Annotated in this window: 13 protein-coding genes; 7 read left to right on the top strand and 6 right to left on the bottom strand. The window is 74.2% G+C overall.

Going from position 1 to position 16,302, the window contains the following annotated elements; translation table 11 throughout:
* Nucleotides 1–20 precede the first annotated feature (20 nt).
* The 5 genes from ElP_RS18225 to ElP_RS38325 all read left to right on the top strand — a co-directional run bounded on the left by ElP_RS18225 (nt 21) and on the right by ElP_RS38325 (nt 7,387).
* Entirely contained in the window at nt 21–491 is a 471-nt protein-coding gene (locus ElP_RS18225; RefSeq protein WP_145271681.1) for a PTS sugar transporter subunit IIA, read from the top strand.
* Between the two features lie 154 nt (nt 492–645).
* Nucleotides 646–993, top strand: a complete 348-nt coding sequence (locus tag ElP_RS18220) for an HPr family phosphocarrier protein (RefSeq protein ID WP_145271679.1) — start codon at nt 646–648, stop codon at nt 991–993.
* A 122-nt stretch (nt 994–1,115) separates the two neighbouring features.
* On the top strand, nt 1,116–2,891 hold the full coding sequence (ptsP, locus tag ElP_RS18215) for a phosphoenolpyruvate--protein phosphotransferase (RefSeq protein ID WP_231749170.1): 1,776 nt from the start codon (nt 1,116–1,118) through the stop codon (nt 2,889–2,891).
* 172 nt (nt 2,892–3,063) lie between these two features.
* Nucleotides 3,064–3,708 (top strand): TIGR03936 family radical SAM-associated protein, encoded by a 645-nt coding sequence (locus ElP_RS18210; protein ID WP_145271675.1) that lies wholly within the window; start codon nt 3,064–3,066, stop codon nt 3,706–3,708.
* Nucleotides 3,709–4,000: 292 nt separating this feature from the next.
* Entirely contained in the window at nt 4,001–7,387 is a 3,387-nt protein-coding gene (locus ElP_RS38325; protein ID WP_197446156.1) for an Rne/Rng family ribonuclease, read from the top strand.
* Between the two features lie 88 nt (nt 7,388–7,475).
* On the opposite strand, the gene ElP_RS18195 is transcribed toward ElP_RS38325, so the two are convergent.
* On the bottom strand, nt 7,476–8,981 hold the full coding sequence (locus tag ElP_RS18195; RefSeq protein ID WP_145271673.1) for a sensor histidine kinase: 1,506 nt from the start codon (nt 8,979–8,981) through the stop codon (nt 7,476–7,478).
* Nucleotides 8,978–9,673, bottom strand: a complete 696-nt coding sequence (locus tag ElP_RS18190) for a response regulator transcription factor (RefSeq protein ID WP_145271671.1) — start codon at nt 9,671–9,673, stop codon at nt 8,978–8,980. Before ElP_RS18190 ends, ElP_RS18195 begins: the two co-directional genes overlap by 4 nt.
* Before the next feature lie 217 nt (nt 9,674–9,890).
* Between ElP_RS18190 and ElP_RS18185 the strand changes: the two genes are divergently transcribed.
* Entirely contained in the window at nt 9,891–10,283 is a 393-nt protein-coding gene (locus ElP_RS18185) for a hypothetical protein (protein ID WP_145271669.1), read from the top strand.
* A 38-nt stretch (nt 10,284–10,321) separates the two neighbouring features.
* On the opposite strand, the gene ElP_RS18180 is transcribed toward ElP_RS18185, so the two are convergent.
* Together ElP_RS18180 and ElP_RS18175 are read right to left on the bottom strand one after the other, a co-directional pair.
* Nucleotides 10,322–11,437, bottom strand: a complete 1,116-nt coding sequence (locus ElP_RS18180; RefSeq protein WP_145271667.1) for a 3-isopropylmalate dehydrogenase — start codon at nt 11,435–11,437, stop codon at nt 10,322–10,324.
* Nucleotides 11,438–11,767: 330 nt separating this feature from the next.
* A complete protein-coding gene (locus tag ElP_RS18175; RefSeq protein ID WP_145271665.1) occupies nt 11,768–12,004 on the bottom strand; it encodes a hypothetical protein in 237 nt (78 codons plus the stop codon).
* Between ElP_RS18175 and ElP_RS18170 the strand changes: the two genes are divergently transcribed.
* Nucleotides 11,973–13,229 carry a serine/threonine-protein kinase gene (locus tag ElP_RS18170; RefSeq protein ID WP_145271663.1) on the top strand — a complete coding sequence of 419 codons (1,257 nt, stop codon included), beginning with the start codon at nt 11,973–11,975 and terminating at the stop codon, nt 13,227–13,229. The two genes, ElP_RS18175 and ElP_RS18170, sit on opposite strands and share 32 nt — an antisense overlap.
* Nucleotides 13,230–13,337: 108 nt before the next feature.
* On the opposite strand, the gene ElP_RS18165 is transcribed toward ElP_RS18170, so the two are convergent.
* On the bottom strand, nt 13,338–13,652 hold the full coding sequence (locus ElP_RS18165) for a hypothetical protein (RefSeq protein WP_145271661.1): 315 nt from the start codon (nt 13,650–13,652) through the stop codon (nt 13,338–13,340).
* The gene (locus ElP_RS18160; protein ID WP_145271660.1) at nt 13,633–16,077 is read right to left on the bottom strand and encodes a hypothetical protein; all 2,445 of its coding nucleotides are present in this window, start codon (nt 16,075–16,077) and stop codon (nt 13,633–13,635) included. The genes ElP_RS18165 and ElP_RS18160 overlap by 20 nt, the downstream gene beginning before the upstream one ends.
* Nucleotides 16,078–16,302: the final 225 nt, after the last annotated feature.

The following is a 16,302-nucleotide window of genomic DNA, read 5'->3' as shown; positions in this document are numbered from 1 at the left end:
CTCGACGGATGGAGGACCGCATGAAACTCTCGGACTTCGTCGTGCGCGAGGCAGTGACCGTCGACCTGCACGCGACGACCAAGGAGGAGGCCATCCGCGAGATCGTGGCTGGCCTCCGGGACGCCGGCCGACTGGCCGAGGCCGACCTGGAGGGGGTGACCCGGGCGATCCTCAACCGGGAGGAGCTCGGGTCGACCGGGATCGGCCAGGGCGTGGCCGTGCCCCACACGAGGCACCCGACGGTCGACCGGCTGATCGGCACGGTGGCCCTCTCGCCCAAGGGGGTCGAGTTCGCCGCCCTGGACGGCGAGCCGGTGGACATCCTCTTCCTGCTGGTCTCGCCGCCCAACCAGCCGGGGGACCACCTCCGGGCGCTCGAGAACATCTCGCGCCACCTGAAGGACGAGCAGTTCGTCCGCTTCCTTCGCCAGGCCCGCACTCGGGAGCAGGTGCTCGACGTGCTCGACGAGGCCGACCAGTCCGGCACCTGAGCCGGGCCCGGCCGCTCGCACGCCACCGAGCCGACCCGCACACCGAGTCGGACCGCCACTCGCCGGACGGAGGGTCGACGTGATGCCCTCAGATCTTCGAGACCCCAGGCACCCGGCCGCCCCCCCCGGCGGCCGACGCCGGACCGGACCGCCGATGAGTCAGGACCCCCACCTCGCACGACGCCGGGTCGAGATCACCAACGCGTACGGGCTGCATCTCCGCCCGGCGGAGAAGTTCGTCGGCCTGGCCGGCCGGTTCGTCGCCGAGGTCCGCGTCCGCCACGAGGGCCGGGAGTTCAACGGCAAGAGCATCCTGGACCTGATGAGCCTGGCCGCCGAGTGCGGCACCTGGCTGGAGGTGGAGGCCCTGGGTCCCGACGCCGAGGCCGCCGTCGCCGCCCTGGCCGAGCTGGTCGCCGCCCGCTTCGGCGAGGAGGCCAACCCCGCCCCGTGCCCGCCCCCCGCCACCGACCCCGGCCCCGCCGGGGGGCTCCGCCCATGAGGGCCGACGCGCGACCCGCGCCGGCCGACCCTGCGTCGACGACGGCCCCCGACGCGACATCGACCGCCCCCTGGCCGCTCAGGGACCCCGCCGTGTCTTCCCCCGCACCCGCACCCAGGCCGATGAAGATCCTCCGGGGCATCGCCGTCAGCCCCGGCGTGGCCATCGGGCCGGTGCTCGTGCTCGCCCCCCGGGGCCCCCGGCTCGCCCGCCGCGCCGTGCCCGCCTCGGCCGTCGAGCAGGAGCGTCGGCGGCTGGACCGCGCGCTGGAGTCGGCCCGTCTGGAGGCCGAGGCCGCCGAGCGCGACGCCCGCAGCCGGCTCGGCCCGCAGTACGCCGACATCCTCGCCGCCCACGTCCGGATGATCGCCGACCCGACCCTGAGGCGCGAGGCCGTCACCCGGATCGACCGCGACCGGATCGCCGCCGAGCACGCCATCTTCGACGTGCTCGACGGCTACGCCCGGCGGCTCGAGCGGCTCGGCACCGCCCACCTCGCCGCCCGGGCCGCCGACGTCCGCGACATCCAGCGGCGGATCCTCGACCAGTTGACCGGCCAGCCCCCCTCCCCCTCCCCGGCCGACTCCCTGGTCGAGCCGCTGCTGCTGCTGGCCGAGGACCTGTCCCCCAGCGAGGCCGCCGCGCTGGACCCCTCCCGGGTGCTCGGCTTCGCCACCGAGAGCGGCGGCCGGACCAGCCACACCGCGATCATCGCCGCGGCCCTGGAGATCCCGGCCGTGGTCGGCCTGGGCCGGGTCCTGGACGGGGCGAGGGACTGCCGCTCGGCGATCATCGACGGCGACGGGGGGATGGTCATCCTCGACCCCGACGAGCCGACGCTCCGCCGCTACCGGCGCCACGCCGTCGAGCGGGCCACCCGGTTCGCCGAGCTGTCCCGGCTCTCCGACCTGCCGGCCGAGACGGCCGACGGGTCCCGGATCCGGCTGCTGGGCAACATCGAGTTCCCCGCCGAGGTGGACGCTTGCCGGGAGCGCGGGGCCGACGGGATCGGCCTCTTCCGCACCGAGTTCTTCTACCTCGCCGACGACGGGCCCCCCGGCGAGCTGGAGCAGGCCGAGGCCTATGCGGCGGTCATCCGGGCCCTGCCCGGCAAGCCCGTCACGATCCGGACCCTGGACCTCGGCTCCGACAAGTCCGAGCCGGGTCGGGCCCTGCACGTGGAGCCGAACCCGGCGCTGGGCCTCCGGAGCCTCCGCCGGTCGCTCCGCGACCCGGGGCCCTTCCGGCTGCAGCTGCGGGCGATCCTCCGGGCCGCCGCGATCACCGGCGGCGACGTCCGCGTGATGTTCCCCCTGGTCACCACCCTCGACGAGTTCCGCCAGGCCAGGGCCACCCTGCGGGACGTGGCCGCCGAGCTGCTCGCCGAGGGGACCCCGGCCCGCGCCGACCTGCCCGTCGGCGCCATGATCGAGGTGCCGGCCGCGGCGATCATGAGCGACCTGTTGGCAAAGGAGGTGGACTTCTTCTCCATCGGCACCAACGACCTGACCCAGTACATCCTGGCCGCCGACCGGACCAACGAGACCGTCGCCGACCTGTACACCTCCGCCGACCCGGCCGTGCTCCGCCTGATCGACACGGTCGCGCGGGCCGCCGAGGCCGCCGGCATCGAGGTCACCGTCTGCGGGTCGATCGCCGGCGAGCCGCTCTACACGATGCTGCTGCTGGGGATGGGGATCCAGCACCTGAGCACCCCGCCCCACCAGCTGCCCGAGGTCAAGCGCGTCATCCGAGCCGTCCAGATGGACGAGGCCCGGGCCCTGGCCCGAGAGGCCCTCCGCCGCGGCTCGGCCGCCGAGGTGCTCGACCTGCTCCGCCAGGCATTCCGCCGGGTCCTGCCCGACGACCCGGCCGAGGCCGGGGCCGTCGGGCCGTGAGCCCCGCCGCCGGCCGCCTCCGGCGGTCGGCCGGCCACCGACACCCTCCCCGGCCCCCGGCTCGTCGCCGGCCCCGGGGACCCGGCCCGGGCCGACCCGACGGCCGACCGGCTTCGACCCCGTCCCCCGAATCGGCCCCCACCCCTCGAGCCCGCACCCGCCCCGGGATCCCATGGAAGACGCCGCCTCCCGGCTCCGCATCCGCTTCGCCAAGCAGGGCGACCTCCGGCTGGTCAGCCATCACGACCTGATGCGCTGCCTGGAGCGGGTCCTCCGGCGGGCGGGCCTGCCGATGGCGCACAGCCAGGGGTTCAACCCGAGGCCGAAGTACGCCTTCGCCTCGGCCCTGGCCCTGGGGATCGAGGGCCGCCGCGAGGTCCTGGAGCTGGAGCTGGCGGGGCCGATGGCCCCGGCCGAGGTGCTCCGCCTGCTGGCCTCGGTCGCGCCGCCGGGCCTGGAGTTCCTGGAGGCCGAGCCGGCCCCCGGCCGGGCCTCCCGGGTCGAGGCCGTCTCGTACCGCGTCGCCCTGCCCGCCGACCGGCTCGCGTCGGCCGGCGAGGCCGTGGCCGACCTGCTCGGCCGGGAGCACTGCCCCTACGTCCGCCGCAAGCCCGACCGCGACGTCCCCCTGGACCTCCGACCGTTCCTCCTCTCCGCCGAGGTCGACCCGGCCGAGGGCGCCCTCCGGCTCCGGCTGAAGGTCGAACCCGGCGGCTCGGCCCGCCCCGAGGAGGTGCTCGACGTGCTCGGCCTGCGCGACCTAGTCGCCGACGGCGCCGTGCTGGTCCGGACCGACGTGGCGCTGGCCCCCGGCTGACTGACCCCGCACCTTCACCATTTACGTCATCGCCGCCGATCCACGCAATCACCCCCCTGGGGCCCGGGCCCCGCGCGGCGACGCCCGAGCGTCGCCCCGGCGCCCCGGCCGGAGTCCGGACCAACCGAGGCCCTCTCTCGCATCGCCGCGGCGACCCTCGCCGCCCCTCGACCCGCCCCCATCCCCCGCGCCTCCGCCGCGATCGTCGGCGTCGAGGCCCGGGAAGACGGTCGGGTCGGGCCTCGGCCGGCCCTGCCGGCCCCGACACACTCGCCCGGAGACTGACCGAGGCATGAACAAGAAGAAAGAGATGCTGATCAACGTGCTCCAGCCCGAGGAGTGCCGCATCGCCATCGTCGAAGACGGCGTCCTCGAGGAGCTTTACGTCGAACGAACCAGCCTGGAGAATTACACCGGGAACATCTACAAGGGCAAGATCGTCAACATCGAGCCCGCCATCCAGGCCTCCTTCGTCGACTTCTCCGTCGGCCGCAACGGCTTCCTGCACGTCTCCGACGTCGAACCCCGCTACTACCGCGACCAGCTCGACGACGACTCGGTCCTCGGCGCCCGGGACCGGGGCCGAGACCCCCGGCGCGACTTCGACCCCCACGGCGACGAGCCCGACGACGAGGAGCGGGACGACGACCTCGACGCCGAGGAGCCCCGACGGGCCCCCCCCCGGGCCGACCGGGACCGGGAGGCCCGGCCCCGCCGCCCCGACCGGGACCGCGTCCCGGCCCGGGACCGCGAGCCGTCCTCCCGCGACGAGGCCGACGAGCCGCCCCCCCCCGAGGCCGACGAGCCGGCCGCCGACCGCCGACGCCCCCCCGATCGCCGCCGAGACCGCGACGAGCCCCGGGTCCGCGACCGGGAGCGCCCCGCCTCACTCAGGCCCGACGACCGGGAGGGATTCGGTGCGGGGCTCGTCGAGGGCCTCGACGAGCCGGACGCCGGGCCCGATGCCGTCGAGGGCGGCGAAGGCGAGCCCCCGCCGCCCTCGGCCCCCCGGGGCCGCAGCCGGGGCCGGGACAAGATCCGGGAGCGACGCTCCCGGGAGCGGGACCGCCCCGACCTCTCCGAGAAGGGGAGGCGGGACCGCTCCGCCCCCCGTCGCTTCGGAGAGGGGCTCGCCGACGACCCGGAGCCGGCGGCCGGGCCGCCGCTCCCCCAGGAACCCGGGCCGGGCGATCGCCCCGAGCCCCAGCGGGCCCGATTCGAACGCCCCTCCCCGGCCGCTCCCCGGCGACCCGCCGAGGGGCCCCGCTCCTTCGGCAGCGGGCTCGACGTCGAGGCCGAGGCCCCCGACGAGGCCCCTCCCCGACGGCCCCGCCCCGCCGACCCGGCGCCGGCCGATGAGGATGGGCCGTATCGCTGGTCCGTCGAGCGGAAGCCGGAGCCGGAGGAGTACGAGCACCTGCTCCCCCCCAACCGGACCCGGCGGGACCGCCCGTCCCCCCGGACCGAGGCCGAAGGCCCCGGCGACGAGCCCCGGCCCGGCGTCCGGGAGGCCGACGACGAAGGCCCCCGGGGCGGCCGGGGCCCCGGCCGTCGCCCCCCCCGGGGCGAGCCCTGGGGAGGGCCGGGCCAGGACGAGCCGATCGGCGAGGCCGAGGATCCCTCGGAGCCGACCGTCGGCGGGGTGCCGCCCGAGGGAGACCGCCCCCGGGGCGGTCGGGACGCCATCCGCGGCCGAGGCGGCCGGGACCGACCGCGCCGGGAGTCCCGGCGCGTCGCCTCCCGGGAGCCCGACGAGGGCCCCGAGCCCGAGTCCCCCGAGGCCTCCGAGCCCCTCACCCCCTCCCGCCCCCGCCGGATCGACCGCGCCGGCGAGCCCGGGTACGTCCCCCGTCGCGAGCGGGCCCGGCTCTTCGAGGGGGGCCCCGAGGCCGAGGAGCTGGATCCCCTGCAGGCCGAGGCCGAGTCGAGGGACGACGCCGACGCCGACGGTGATTCCGACGGCGACGACGAGGAGAATCGACGCCGACGCCGACGCCGACGCCGTCGAGGCCGAGGCCGGGACCGGGACTCGGAGACGTCCCTCGATCTCGACCGCGACGAGGCCCCCGACGACGAGGCCGCCCGGGCCGACCTGGAGAAGCCCCCGGCCCTGATCGACGAGGACGCCCTCGCCAACGAGTTCGACTTCGTCGACCACGACGAGGACCACGAGGACGACGACGACGAGGAGGAGGACGACGACCGCCGCGACGAGGCCGCCGAGGAGATCGAGCCGGGGCTGCAGGAGGAGATCGCCCGGGAGATCGAGGAGATCCGGGAGCTGGAGCGTGAGGTCGGCTTCCGGGGCGGCGCCGCCGCCGCCAACCGCGCCCGGCGCGGGGAAGCCCCCGAGCCCCGGGAGACGACCGTCACCCGGGGAGGCCGGCGGGTGGCCATCAAGCCGCCGATCCAGGACGTCTTCCGCCGCAACGACGAGGTGCTCGTCCAGGTCATCAAGGAGTCGATCGGCACCAAGGGGCCGACCCTCTCCACCTACATCAGCATCCCCGGCCGCTACCTGGTGCTCATGCCCGGCCTGAACCGGGTGGGGGTCTCCCGGAAGATCGCCGACGAGGGCCAGCGCCGCAAGCTCCGGCAGATCATGCACGAGCTGAACCCGCCCAAGGGGCTCGGCTTCATCGTCCGGACCGCCGGGCTGGACCGCTCCAAGCGCGACCTGGCCCGCGACCTCGCCTACCTGCTGAGGCTCTGGAAGGTCATCCTCCAGCGGATCAAGAAGGCGAAGACCCCGGCTCCGATCTACCAGGAGTCGGACATGATCATCCGGACGATCCGGGATATCTTCAATTCCGAGATCGACACCATCTGGATCGACGAGCCCTCGGCCTTCGAGCGGGCCAAGGAGTTCCTCAACTTCGTCATGCCCCGCTTCGTCGACCGCCTGAAGCTGTACGAGGGCAAGGTCCCGCTCTTCCAGAAGTACGGATTGGAAGAGGAGATCAACAAGATCCAGCGCCGGCAGGTCCACCTGCCCGAGGGCGGCTCGATCGTCATCGACCCGACCGAGGCCCTCGTGGCCATCGACGTCAACAGCGGCAACTTCCGGTTCGAGGACGACGCCGAGCGCACCGCCTACGAGATGAACCTCCGGGCGGCCAAGGAGATCGCCCGCCAGCTCCGCCTGCGGGACCTCGGCGGCGTGATCGTCAACGACTTCATCGACATGAGGGAGGAGAAGCACCGCCGGGGCGTCGAGCGCGCCCTCCGGGAGGCCGTCAAGCGCGACCGGGCCCGGACGAAGATCCTCCGCATGAGCCAGTTCGGCCTCATCGAGATGACCCGCCAGCGGATCCGGCCCAGCCTGAAGCGCTCCGTCTACAGCGAGTGCGAGCACTGCGGCGGCGGCGGGCTGGTCAAGACGGTCGAGTCCATGGCCATCGACGCCATGCGGCTGATCGCCTTCGCGCTGAACAAGGACGGCATCCGCCACATCCGGGTCGACGTCAGCGCGGAGGTCGCCACCTTCCTCAACAACCGCAAGCGTGAGGAGATCGCCGTCCTGGAGGCCAATTCCTCGGTCTCCGTCCACGTCTGCCCGAGCGAAGGCGCCACCCGGGAGCACCTCGTCGTCCAGATCGTCGACTCCCACGGCAACGAGGTCCCGTTCCTCCCCGCGCCGAGCCCGCCCTCCGGCCCGCCCCCGAGGCGGAGGCGCTGACCTGACCTGAACCCGGGCCCGGCCCGATTCGATCCCCTCCCCCCTCGGAAATGAAGGGGGAGGGGATCGTCGTTTGTCGGGGGTCGCCTCAGGGGAGGGCCCCGGGCACCTCGGCCGGCATCCCGCCGCGCTCGGGGGTCGTCGACGGGCGGGACCCCGGGAGGCGGAGGAGGAAGCGGCTCCCCCGGCCCGGTGCGCCGGAGGCCTCCAGGGTCCCCCCGAGTCGCCCGGCGATCCGCCGGGCGACGGCCAGGCCCAGGCCCACGCCGGGTTTCCCCCGGCGTCGGGCCAGCTCCGAGCGGTAGAAGGGCTCGAAGATCCGCGACTCCTCGCCGGGCTCCAGGCCGCAGCCGAGGTCGACCACGGAGAGGGTCACGGCCCCGCCCTCCCGGCCGAGTTCGAGCCGGACCTCACTCCCCGGCTCGCTGTACTTCAGCGCATTGTCCACCAGGTTGTCGACGCACTGGGCCAGCAGCTCGGGGTTGGCGAGGACCGGGGGGATCGGCCCGGGCGCCGGCCCGACCCGAAGGTCGGCGGCCCGGGGATGGTCGGCCCACCGCCCGCCGAGGTGGTCGGGGAGCCAGGAGCCCAGGTCGACCGGCCTGGCGCCGGGGGAGGTGGCGTCGTGGTCGGATCGGGCGAGGAAGAGCAGCACCTCGACGATCCTCCCCAGGCGGGCGGCCTCGTCCCGGACGACCCCCAGGACCCGGCGGTATTCCTCGGCCGACCGGTCCCGCCGCAGCGCCACGTCGAGCTGCCCGAGCATCCCCGAGAGCGGGGTCCGGAGCTGGTGCGAGGCGTCCCCGGCGAACCTCCGCTGGCGTTCGAAGGCCTCTCGGAGCCGGCCGAGCAGGTCGTTGAAGGCTGAGGCCAGCTCGTCGAGCTCGTCCCCCGTGCCGGGCCGGTGGAGCGACCAGCCGGGATCCGAGGGGTCGAGGGCCCGGGCCGACCGCACCATCCGCGCGATGGGCCGCAGGGCGCGACGGGCCAGGACGCGCCCCAGGGCGGCGCAGGCCAGCCAGGTCGCGGCCGACATCCCCCCCAGGCAGAGGCCCAGGCCGCCCAGCGTCGCCCGGGCCGGGGACGGGGAGAGCCCCGCGATCAGGACGAGCCGGGCGTATTCCACGTCGTCGTCGGGGAGGTCGTCCTCGGGGTGGCCGCGACCGGACCTCAGCAGCTCCTCGAGCCGGAGGCGTCGGCCGGCCATCCGCCACCCGTCGCCGACGAGGAAGACGGACGAATCCTCATGGCCTCCGGAGAACGCCGGGGCCGACCCGGGCGGCGGGAAGGCGTCCGGCCCGGCGTTCTCGGAGCGATCGACCGGCCGGCCCCGGCCGTCGAGGACCGCCCAGCGGACCTGCTCGATGCCGGGGTCCACCCCCAGGGTGATCCGGCGTTCGTCCGGCTCCCACTCCAGGCCGCCCGGCTCGATGTCGACGGAGGCCTCCAGGGTGTCGAGCGCCGCCTCCAGCCGCTCGTCGAGCTGCCGGTCGAGGTAGGCCCGGGCCGCGACGTAGATCGAGCAGGAGAAGACCAGCAGGACGACGCCCAGGGCGGCCAGCAGGAAGGCCGAGAGCCGGGTGGCGAGGCTCATCGCCCCCCCCCGTCCTCGGGAGGGTCGCCGAGGAGGTAGCCCCGGCCCCGGAGGGTCTGGATCAGGCGGGGGCCGTGCCGTTCCAGCTTGCGCCGCAGCTCCTTCACGTGGACCTCCAGGGTGTTGGACAGGCCGTCGTACCGCTCGTCCCACACGTGCTCGTAGATCCTCGTCCGGGAGAGGATCCGGCCCGGGTTCCGGAGGAAGTAGACGAGCAGGGAATACTCCTTGGCCGTCAGGTCGACGGGGTGGCCCGCCCGCTCGACCCGCTGGGAGGCCAGGTCGACGGCCACGTCCCCGAAGGTCATGACCGCGGCCGCGGTGCCGTCGCTGCGGCGGACGAGGGCCCGGACCCGGGCGAGCAACTCGTCGAAATCGAAGGGTTTGCAGATATAATCGTCTGCGCCCGCGTCGAGCCCCCGGACGCGGTCGGCGACCGCGTCCCGGGCGGTGACGAACAGGACCGGGGTCCGGCGGTCGGCCTGGCGGAGCCGCCGCAGGACCTCGAAGCCGTCGGCGCCGGGCAGCCACCAGTCCAGCAGGACGAGATCCCAGCCCCCGGCCCGGAGCGCCAGCCAGGCCCCCTCGCCGTCGGCCTCGTGCTCGACGGTGAAGCCCTCCTCCCGGAGGCCCCGGACCAGCGAGTCGGCGATCACCGGCTCGTCCTCGACCACCAGGATTCGAATCCCCAACGCGCTGCCCTCCAGCTGGCCCCGGCCTCGGGACGGCCGCCCGAGGGCCGGCGATCCCCCGATTCATTCCAACCGCGTCCCGCCCGGACCGGAAGGGGGATCGTCGAAGATGAAGGAATTCTTATCCGGGCTTCAGGGTGGCCTCATGTCGGCCCGCTAGGATTCGGGCACCTGAGGACGCAACGGTACGAACCCCCCAGACCCGGGAGCAGACACGATGGACGCGATGAACTTCGAGACCTTCGCCCAGGCCACGAACTGGGGCCTCCCGCTCAGCGGTTCCGCCCTCCAGGTCGGCCTGGTGTACCTGGTCGGCGCGGTGACCGCGCTGACGTGCTTTGTCGCGGCGGATCGGGCCGAGGGCCGCCTCCAGGCCCCGGTCGACGAGGCGCACCCGGGCGACGGGGAGCCCACCCGCGAGCCGGCCGAGGCGAGGGGCCGATCCCTCGACGACCCGGGGGATCCCCGGGACGAGGACGGCCGCGGGTCCCTGTCCCGGATGAGCCTGACGGCCGAGGACCCGTCCGCGCGGGATCCCCGGGCCGAACTGTCCCGCCTCGGCCTCCTGATGCCCTCGGTCGACGACCCGGGTCGTCGGGGCCCGGCCTGATCGGGGCGGCCCCGGGGCCGCCCCGGTCGACGGTGGGCTCATCCCCGGCCGATCGCCTCCCGGACCGCCCGGCCGACCTCGCTCGTCGAGCCCGAGCCCCCCAGATCCGGCGTCCTCGGCCCGTCCGGGTCGGCGAGGACCCGCTTCACGGCCGATCGGACGGCATTGCCCGCGTCGGCGGCGCCGAGGTGGTCCAGCAGCAGGCCGATCGACAGGATCGCCGCGATCGGGTTGGCCTTGCCGGTGCCGGCGATGTCCGGGGCCGAGCCGTGCACGGGCTCGAACATGCTGGGATATTTCCGCTCGGGGTTGAGGTTCCCCGAGGCGGCCACGCCCATGCCGCCCTGGAGCACGGCCCCGAGGTCGGTGATGATGTCGCCGAACATGTTGGTGGTGACGATCACGTCGTAGCGCTCGGGGCTGACGACCAGCCTCATGCAGCAGGCGTCGACGTGGTGGTAGTCGGTCTTGATCGAGGGGTAGTCCCGGGCGACCTCCTCGAAGGCGCGGTTCCAGAGGTCGTGGGCGTAGGTCAGCACGTTGGTCTTGGCCACGAGGCTGACGAGGCCGCGCCTGCCGGCGGACCGGTCGTCGTCGGAGAGGCCCCGGAAGACGCGGGCCTTCGCGCGGCGGTCGGCGAGGTCGAAGGCGTAGCGGAGGCAGCGCTCGACGCCGGCCCGGGTGTTGACGGAGGTCTGGATGGCGACCTCCTCGGGGGTCCCCTTCCGGGTGAACCCCCCGGCGCCGACGTAGAGGTCCTCGTTGTTCTCCCGGACCACGACGAGGTCGATCTGCTCGGGCCCCTTGCCCTTGATCGGCGTCTCGACGCCGGGGAAGAGCTGGACGGGGCGGAGGTTGATGTACTGCTGGAAGTCGAAGCGGATCTTCAGCAGCAGGCCCTTCTCCAGCACACCGGGGGGCACCCGGGGGTCGCCGATGGCGCCGAGCAGGATCGCGTCGCAGCGCGCCAGGTCCTGGACGACCGAATCGGGCAGCACCTCGGTGGTGCGGAGGTAGCGGTCGCTGCCCAGGTCGAAGCTTGAGAACTCCAGGCCCAGGCCGTGGGCGGCGCCCAGGTCCTCCAGGATGGCGACCGCCTCGCGGATCACCTCGGGACCGACGCCATCACCCGGGATCACTCCGATCGTGGCCACTGCGTCTCCTCGCTCTGCAAACGCGGTTCGGGAAAAATGAGGTCACCCGCCTTGCCGGGCGACCGTAGAATGGCGGGCGCACCTCTCGCCGAGACGCCCCCCGCGATCATGTCCCCCCCCCGGATCGGCCCGCGAGGCCCCGGCCGGGGGCGGCCCCGGGGCCCGGGACGACCGTTGACAATGCCAAGGGGCGCCTTATCCTACGAAAATCCCCGGCCCCGATCGACGCCGGGCCGCCCGATCCGATGGTCCGCGCCCACCGGCCCGCTCACGTCCGGGCCGATCCGCCTTGCCGACCGGGATGACGCTTATGGTCCCCCCTGCTGAAGGTCAGAGTCCCAGCCCGAGCCCGACCGAGGCCACCCCGCCGCAGCAGGCCGCCGCGTCCCCCCTCCGGGGTGGCGCGGGGGATCCGGCCGGCTCGGCGTCGAAGCCCGGCCCGGGGGGGGGCCAGGGCGGGCCGCGTCCCCCGGCCCGGGGGGCGGCCTCCAGGCCCGGCGCCCCGGCCCGGCCGGCGGGGGCCAGCCTCTCGGCGATGAGCGAGAAGAACCTGGAGCAGACGATCATCCGCCGGGGCCTGGTCACCCCGGAGGAGCTGGAGACCTGCAAGGCCCACCGCGACCGCCTCTCCACCGGCCAGGAGCAGCCGAAGGGGCTGCTGGAGGTGATGGTCGCGGCCAAGGCGCTCACCCCGACCCAGGCCCAGCGGCTGGTCAGGGAGATCGGCAAGGAGTCCCAGCGCAAGCACGAGATCCCCGGCTATCAGATCATCGACCGCCTGGGCAAGGGCTCGATGGGGATCGTCTACAAGGCCAAGCAGACCAGCGTCGACCGGGTCGTCGCCGTCAAGGTGCTGCTCGACGTGCTGGCGTCGAACAAGGAGTTCATCCGCCGGTTCCAGCGCGAGGCGACCATCGCCGCCCGGCTCAACCACACCAACATCGTCAACGCCATCGACGCCGGCGAGTCCAACGGCCTCTACTACTTCGTGATGGAGTACGTCGAGGGGATCACGATCAAGGACGTGATCGAGAAGGGCCACGTATACGACGAGCCGGAGGCCCTCCGCATCGTCCTGGCCGTGGCCGAGGCGATGAAGCACGCCCACGAGCGCGGGCTGATCCACCGCGACATCAAGCCCGAGAACGTCATCCTCACCCGGGACGGCAACGTCAAGCTCGCCGACCTGGGCCTCGCCCGCCTGACCGCCGACGAGAAGCAGGCCGTGGCCGAGGCGGGCATGGCCATCGGCACGCCCTATTACATCAGCCCGGAGCAGGTCCGGGGCGCCACCGACGTCGACATCCGGAGCGACATCTACAGCCTCGGCGCCACGCTCTACCACATGGTCACCGGCCGGCCCCCCTTCCCCGGCGACGACCCGACCGAGGTGATGAAGAAGCACGTCGACAAGACGATCACCCTCACCCCGCCGGACCACCTCAACACCCGGCTCTCCAGCGGGCTCGGCGAGGTGGTCGAGACGATGATGGCCCGCCACCGGGAGAACCGCTACCGCGACCCCTCCGACCTGATCATCGACCTGAAGGCCCTGGTCGAGGGCAAGCGCCCGGTCATCGCCGAGCAGAAGGCCGACACCCTGGCCAAGCTCGCCGAGGGCGAGGTCGACGAGGACGAGGGGTTCTACGAGGCCGGAGGCGCCGGCATGACCGACGCCGAGCGCATCGAGCTGGCCGGCATCGTCAACGCCCGCAACAACATCATCACCATCCTGGCGATCCTGCTCGGCCTCTCCCTCGTCTCGAACGTCATCCTGATGCTCGCCCGATGACCGGACCGGGCGGGCGGGCGGCCGCCCGATCGGCCGGGGGCCCCGGAGGCGGCCCGCGGACGGGGCCCGCCCGGCGGGGGTGAGGCCCCCCGGGCGATCGACCCGTGTTCAGTTGTTGCTGAAGTCGCTCAGGTCGAAGGACCGGATGAGGTCCTTGCCCAGCGGATCCTTCAGGAACTTCTGGTGGCACGAGGGGCAGAGGTCGTAGCGGAACCCCCGGTAGCCCTCCTCCTGGGAGGGTTCGGCCCCCTCGTACTGCTCGTTGCGAAGGACTTCCGCGACCGCTTCCATGTGATCGTCCTCGAGATCCTCATCCGTGATCTGGTCGGGATCGAAGCCGGGATAGGCCGCGATCTTGACGACGTAGCGCGGGGCCTCCGCGCACAGATCCTTGCCGCACAGATCACACGTGAAGTGGACCATCAGCGTCTCGTCCTTCGGACAGGGGGGCCGTGTCCGGCCCGGGCCGGACACCCCCGGGATCGTCGGAAATCGATTCTAACGCCAAGTTCCGGGCCGGTCCAAGCGCCTTCGGGCCCTTTTTCCGGGACCGCCCCGAGGCCGCCAGCAGGCCGACGGCCGCCAGCCCGCCGAGCGAGATCGCCAGCGACAGCCGCACTTCCGGCGGGTCGTATTCCAGCTCGATCCGGGTCACCCCGGCCGGAACCTCCACCGCCATCAGCGGGCCCGGGCCCAGGGAGACCTCCACCGGGCCGCGATCGCCACGCGCCTCCCAGCCCGGGGAGAAGGCGATCGGGACGGCGACCCGATCGGGTCGCGTCGGGTCGTCGCGCCCTCCCGGGGGTCGGGGCCGATCGGCGAGATCGACGACCATCCGGCCGTCGCGGTCCTCGACGATCACCGCCGTCGGGTTCGGGCCGTCCCAGTGGCCCACCCACGTCGCCCCGACGGGCACGACCCGGTCGAAGAGCCCCTCCGGCGGCGGCGACGCGCCGACGACCGCCGAGACGCCCAGCGCCCGCAACCGGCCCTCGGCCCGACCGACGCCGGCCCAAGAGACGGGGCGTCGGCTCGACCGGGCCCCGCCGTCGTCGTCGTACAGGGGGCCGAGCCACTCGGCCATCCCGGCCAGCTCGACGGCGTCGTAGTTCCTCACGTCGGCCAGGCCGTATCGCATGAGCATATTCGGGGGCAACTCCGCCCCGACGGCGAGCACGCGGGCCGGCGGCGGGGCCGTCCTCCTCAGGTGCTCGACGACCGCGCCGGTCGGCCGGTAATCCGCCGGGGCGATCATCGGGTTCGCCCCCCAGAGCGAGGCGATCAGGTCGACCAGCACCGCCCCGACCACGGCCGCCCTGAACGGGCCGAGGCCCGCCCTCCCCCGCCGGGCGATCCCCCAGGACGCCAGGGCGGTCAGGCCGGCGAGGTTCGCCGAGGCCAGCAGCAGCGTCGTCGGGAAGCGGCCGACCAGGTTGCCGGCCTGCCGGTCGGCCAGGACCCTCGCGTCCTCCGGGTCCAGGTCGGCCGACCGGCCGGCGGCGGCCGAGTAGTGGACGGCGGCCCGGTCCCGGATCGGCCCCTCGAAGGCCGGGAGCAACGCCGCCGCGGTCGCCAGGGCGGCCGCCCCGGCGGCCCACGACCCGATCCAGATCCGCCAGCCCCTCGATGGACCCCAGCGGTGCAGCCGGTCCAGCCCGAAGGCCCCGAGCCCGACGAGCCCGAAGGCGACCCAGAGGGTCATCCGCCGGTGGTCGGTCACGTCCAGCACCGGCAGGGCCCGCAGCAGGTTGTCGACGGGCGGCAGCTTGAAGCTCGCGCAGGCGCCGAAGGCGGCGGCGAAGGCGAGGAAGGCCGGGACGCGCCCCCTCGCCGCCGAGAGCCCGACCGGGGCCAGCCAGATCAGGGTCGCCAGGCCCGAGAAGCCGCCGGCCGACTCGTTCTGGTTGTCCACGCCGAGCGCCTTCGCCAGGTTCGGCTGTCCCCGCCGCTGGCCGCCGTAGAGGTTCGGCAGCGCCGAGCAGGCCACCTCCGGCAGCCGAGGGCTCGACAGCTCCCACGGCGACCCCATCTCGACCGCCCGATCTTCCCAGGCCGGGCTCCTCGACAGGTACACCCCCAGCGGCACGACCGCCACCGCCGCCGTCGCGACCCCGAGCGCCATCGCACCCGCCCAGGAGGCGACCGGCCGGACCGGCCCCGGCATCGTCCGGAACAGCATGTAGGCCAGTGCCAGCATGAAACAGTGTGCGCCCGTCTGGACGTGCCCTCCCGCCAGCGTCAGGGCGGCGCAGGCCGAGACGGCCGCCATCGACCGCGCGTCTCCCCGCCGGGCCAGCCGCTCCGAGGCCGCGACCAGCCAGGGGAGCCACGCGGCCACGCTCGCCAGCGGGTAGAGCAGCCAGAGCGTCATGAACCCGCAGAGGGGGTAGCAGAGCCCGGCGAACCAGCGTCCCCAGCCGCCGAGACCCCAGGCCCCGGCCAGCACGAACATCCCCAGCCCCGCCACCCAGAGCCGGGCCGCCGCCACCCACGCCAATGCCCCGGGCATCGGCCCGAGGTAGGCGATCGCCAGGAAGGGGTCGAACACGGCGGCCTGGCCGTTGGCCAGGTGCGGGGCGCCGCAACCCACCTTGCCGTTCCAGAGCGGCAGGCGCCCCTGCCGGATCATCGACCGGCTGAACTCGATCCAGGGCTCGAACTGGAGCATCGGGTCGGTCAGCAGCCGGTTGCTCGGCTCGTAGTCGTAGCCCGGCCCGAAGCTCCGCTGGACGTACGCCAGGTCGGACGGGCTGAGCACCCGGACCCCGACCAGGGCCGGGCCGAGCGGCACCGCGATCACCGCGGCGAGGATCGCGCCGAAGGCCGCACGTTCGCGACGGGCTGTCATCGCCGAGCCTCCATGCCCGGTGCTCCGAGGGTGCCGATCCGTGGCCCGATGGGGTCGGGTCGGACCAGCCTAGCGCGGCCGACCCGATCGATCAAGGCGAGTTCCGCGAGACGGCCCGACGGGGCCGCCCTCCCCGGGCCCCCGCCGGCCCCCCGGCGCATCCGGGGTGCCCGCCCCGGCGACCCGGGCCGGGTCGCGTTGTCGGCGGTCGGCGCAACGGCTAGA

Origin of the sequence: Tautonia plasticadhaerens, assembly GCF_007752535.1 — a bacterium.
GTDB classification, from domain to species: domain Bacteria; phylum Planctomycetota; class Planctomycetia; order Isosphaerales; family Isosphaeraceae; genus Tautonia; species Tautonia plasticadhaerens.
Note: the sequence above shows the minus strand (reverse complement) of the source record. Positions and strands in the feature narration are given on the sequence as shown.

What these genes read in the sequence shown, in the direction of transcription:
- ElP_RS18210 (WP_145271675.1), top strand. Translation starts at nt 3,064, where the DNA reads ATGGAAGACGCCGCCTCCCGGCTCCGCATCCGCTTCGCCAAGCAGGGC.
- ElP_RS18225 (WP_145271681.1), top strand. Translation starts at nt 21, where the DNA reads ATGAAACTCTCGGACTTCGTCGTGCGCGAGGCAGTGACCGTCGACCTG.
- ElP_RS18165 (WP_145271661.1), bottom strand. Translation starts at nt 13,652, where the DNA reads ATGGTCCACTTCACGTGTGATCTGTGCGGCAAGGATCTGTGCGCGGAG.
- ElP_RS18175 (WP_145271665.1), bottom strand. Translation starts at nt 12,004, where the DNA reads ATGATCGTCTGCTCCAGGTTCTTCTCGCTCATCGCCGAGAGGCTGGCC.
- ElP_RS18220 (WP_145271679.1), top strand. Translation starts at nt 646, where the DNA reads ATGAGTCAGGACCCCCACCTCGCACGACGCCGGGTCGAGATCACCAAC.
- ElP_RS18160 (WP_145271660.1), bottom strand. Translation starts at nt 16,077, where the DNA reads ATGACAGCCCGTCGCGAACGTGCGGCCTTCGGCGCGATCCTCGCCGCG.
- ElP_RS38325 (WP_197446156.1), top strand. Translation starts at nt 4,001, where the DNA reads ATGAACAAGAAGAAAGAGATGCTGATCAACGTGCTCCAGCCCGAGGAG.
- ptsP (WP_231749170.1), top strand. Translation starts at nt 1,116, where the DNA reads ATGAAGATCCTCCGGGGCATCGCCGTCAGCCCCGGCGTGGCCATCGGG.
- ElP_RS18195 (WP_145271673.1), bottom strand. Translation starts at nt 8,981, where the DNA reads ATGAGCCTCGCCACCCGGCTCTCGGCCTTCCTGCTGGCCGCCCTGGGC.
- ElP_RS18185 (WP_145271669.1), top strand. Translation starts at nt 9,891, where the DNA reads ATGGACGCGATGAACTTCGAGACCTTCGCCCAGGCCACGAACTGGGGC.
- ElP_RS18170 (WP_145271663.1), top strand. Translation starts at nt 11,973, where the DNA reads ATGAGCGAGAAGAACCTGGAGCAGACGATCATCCGCCGGGGCCTGGTC.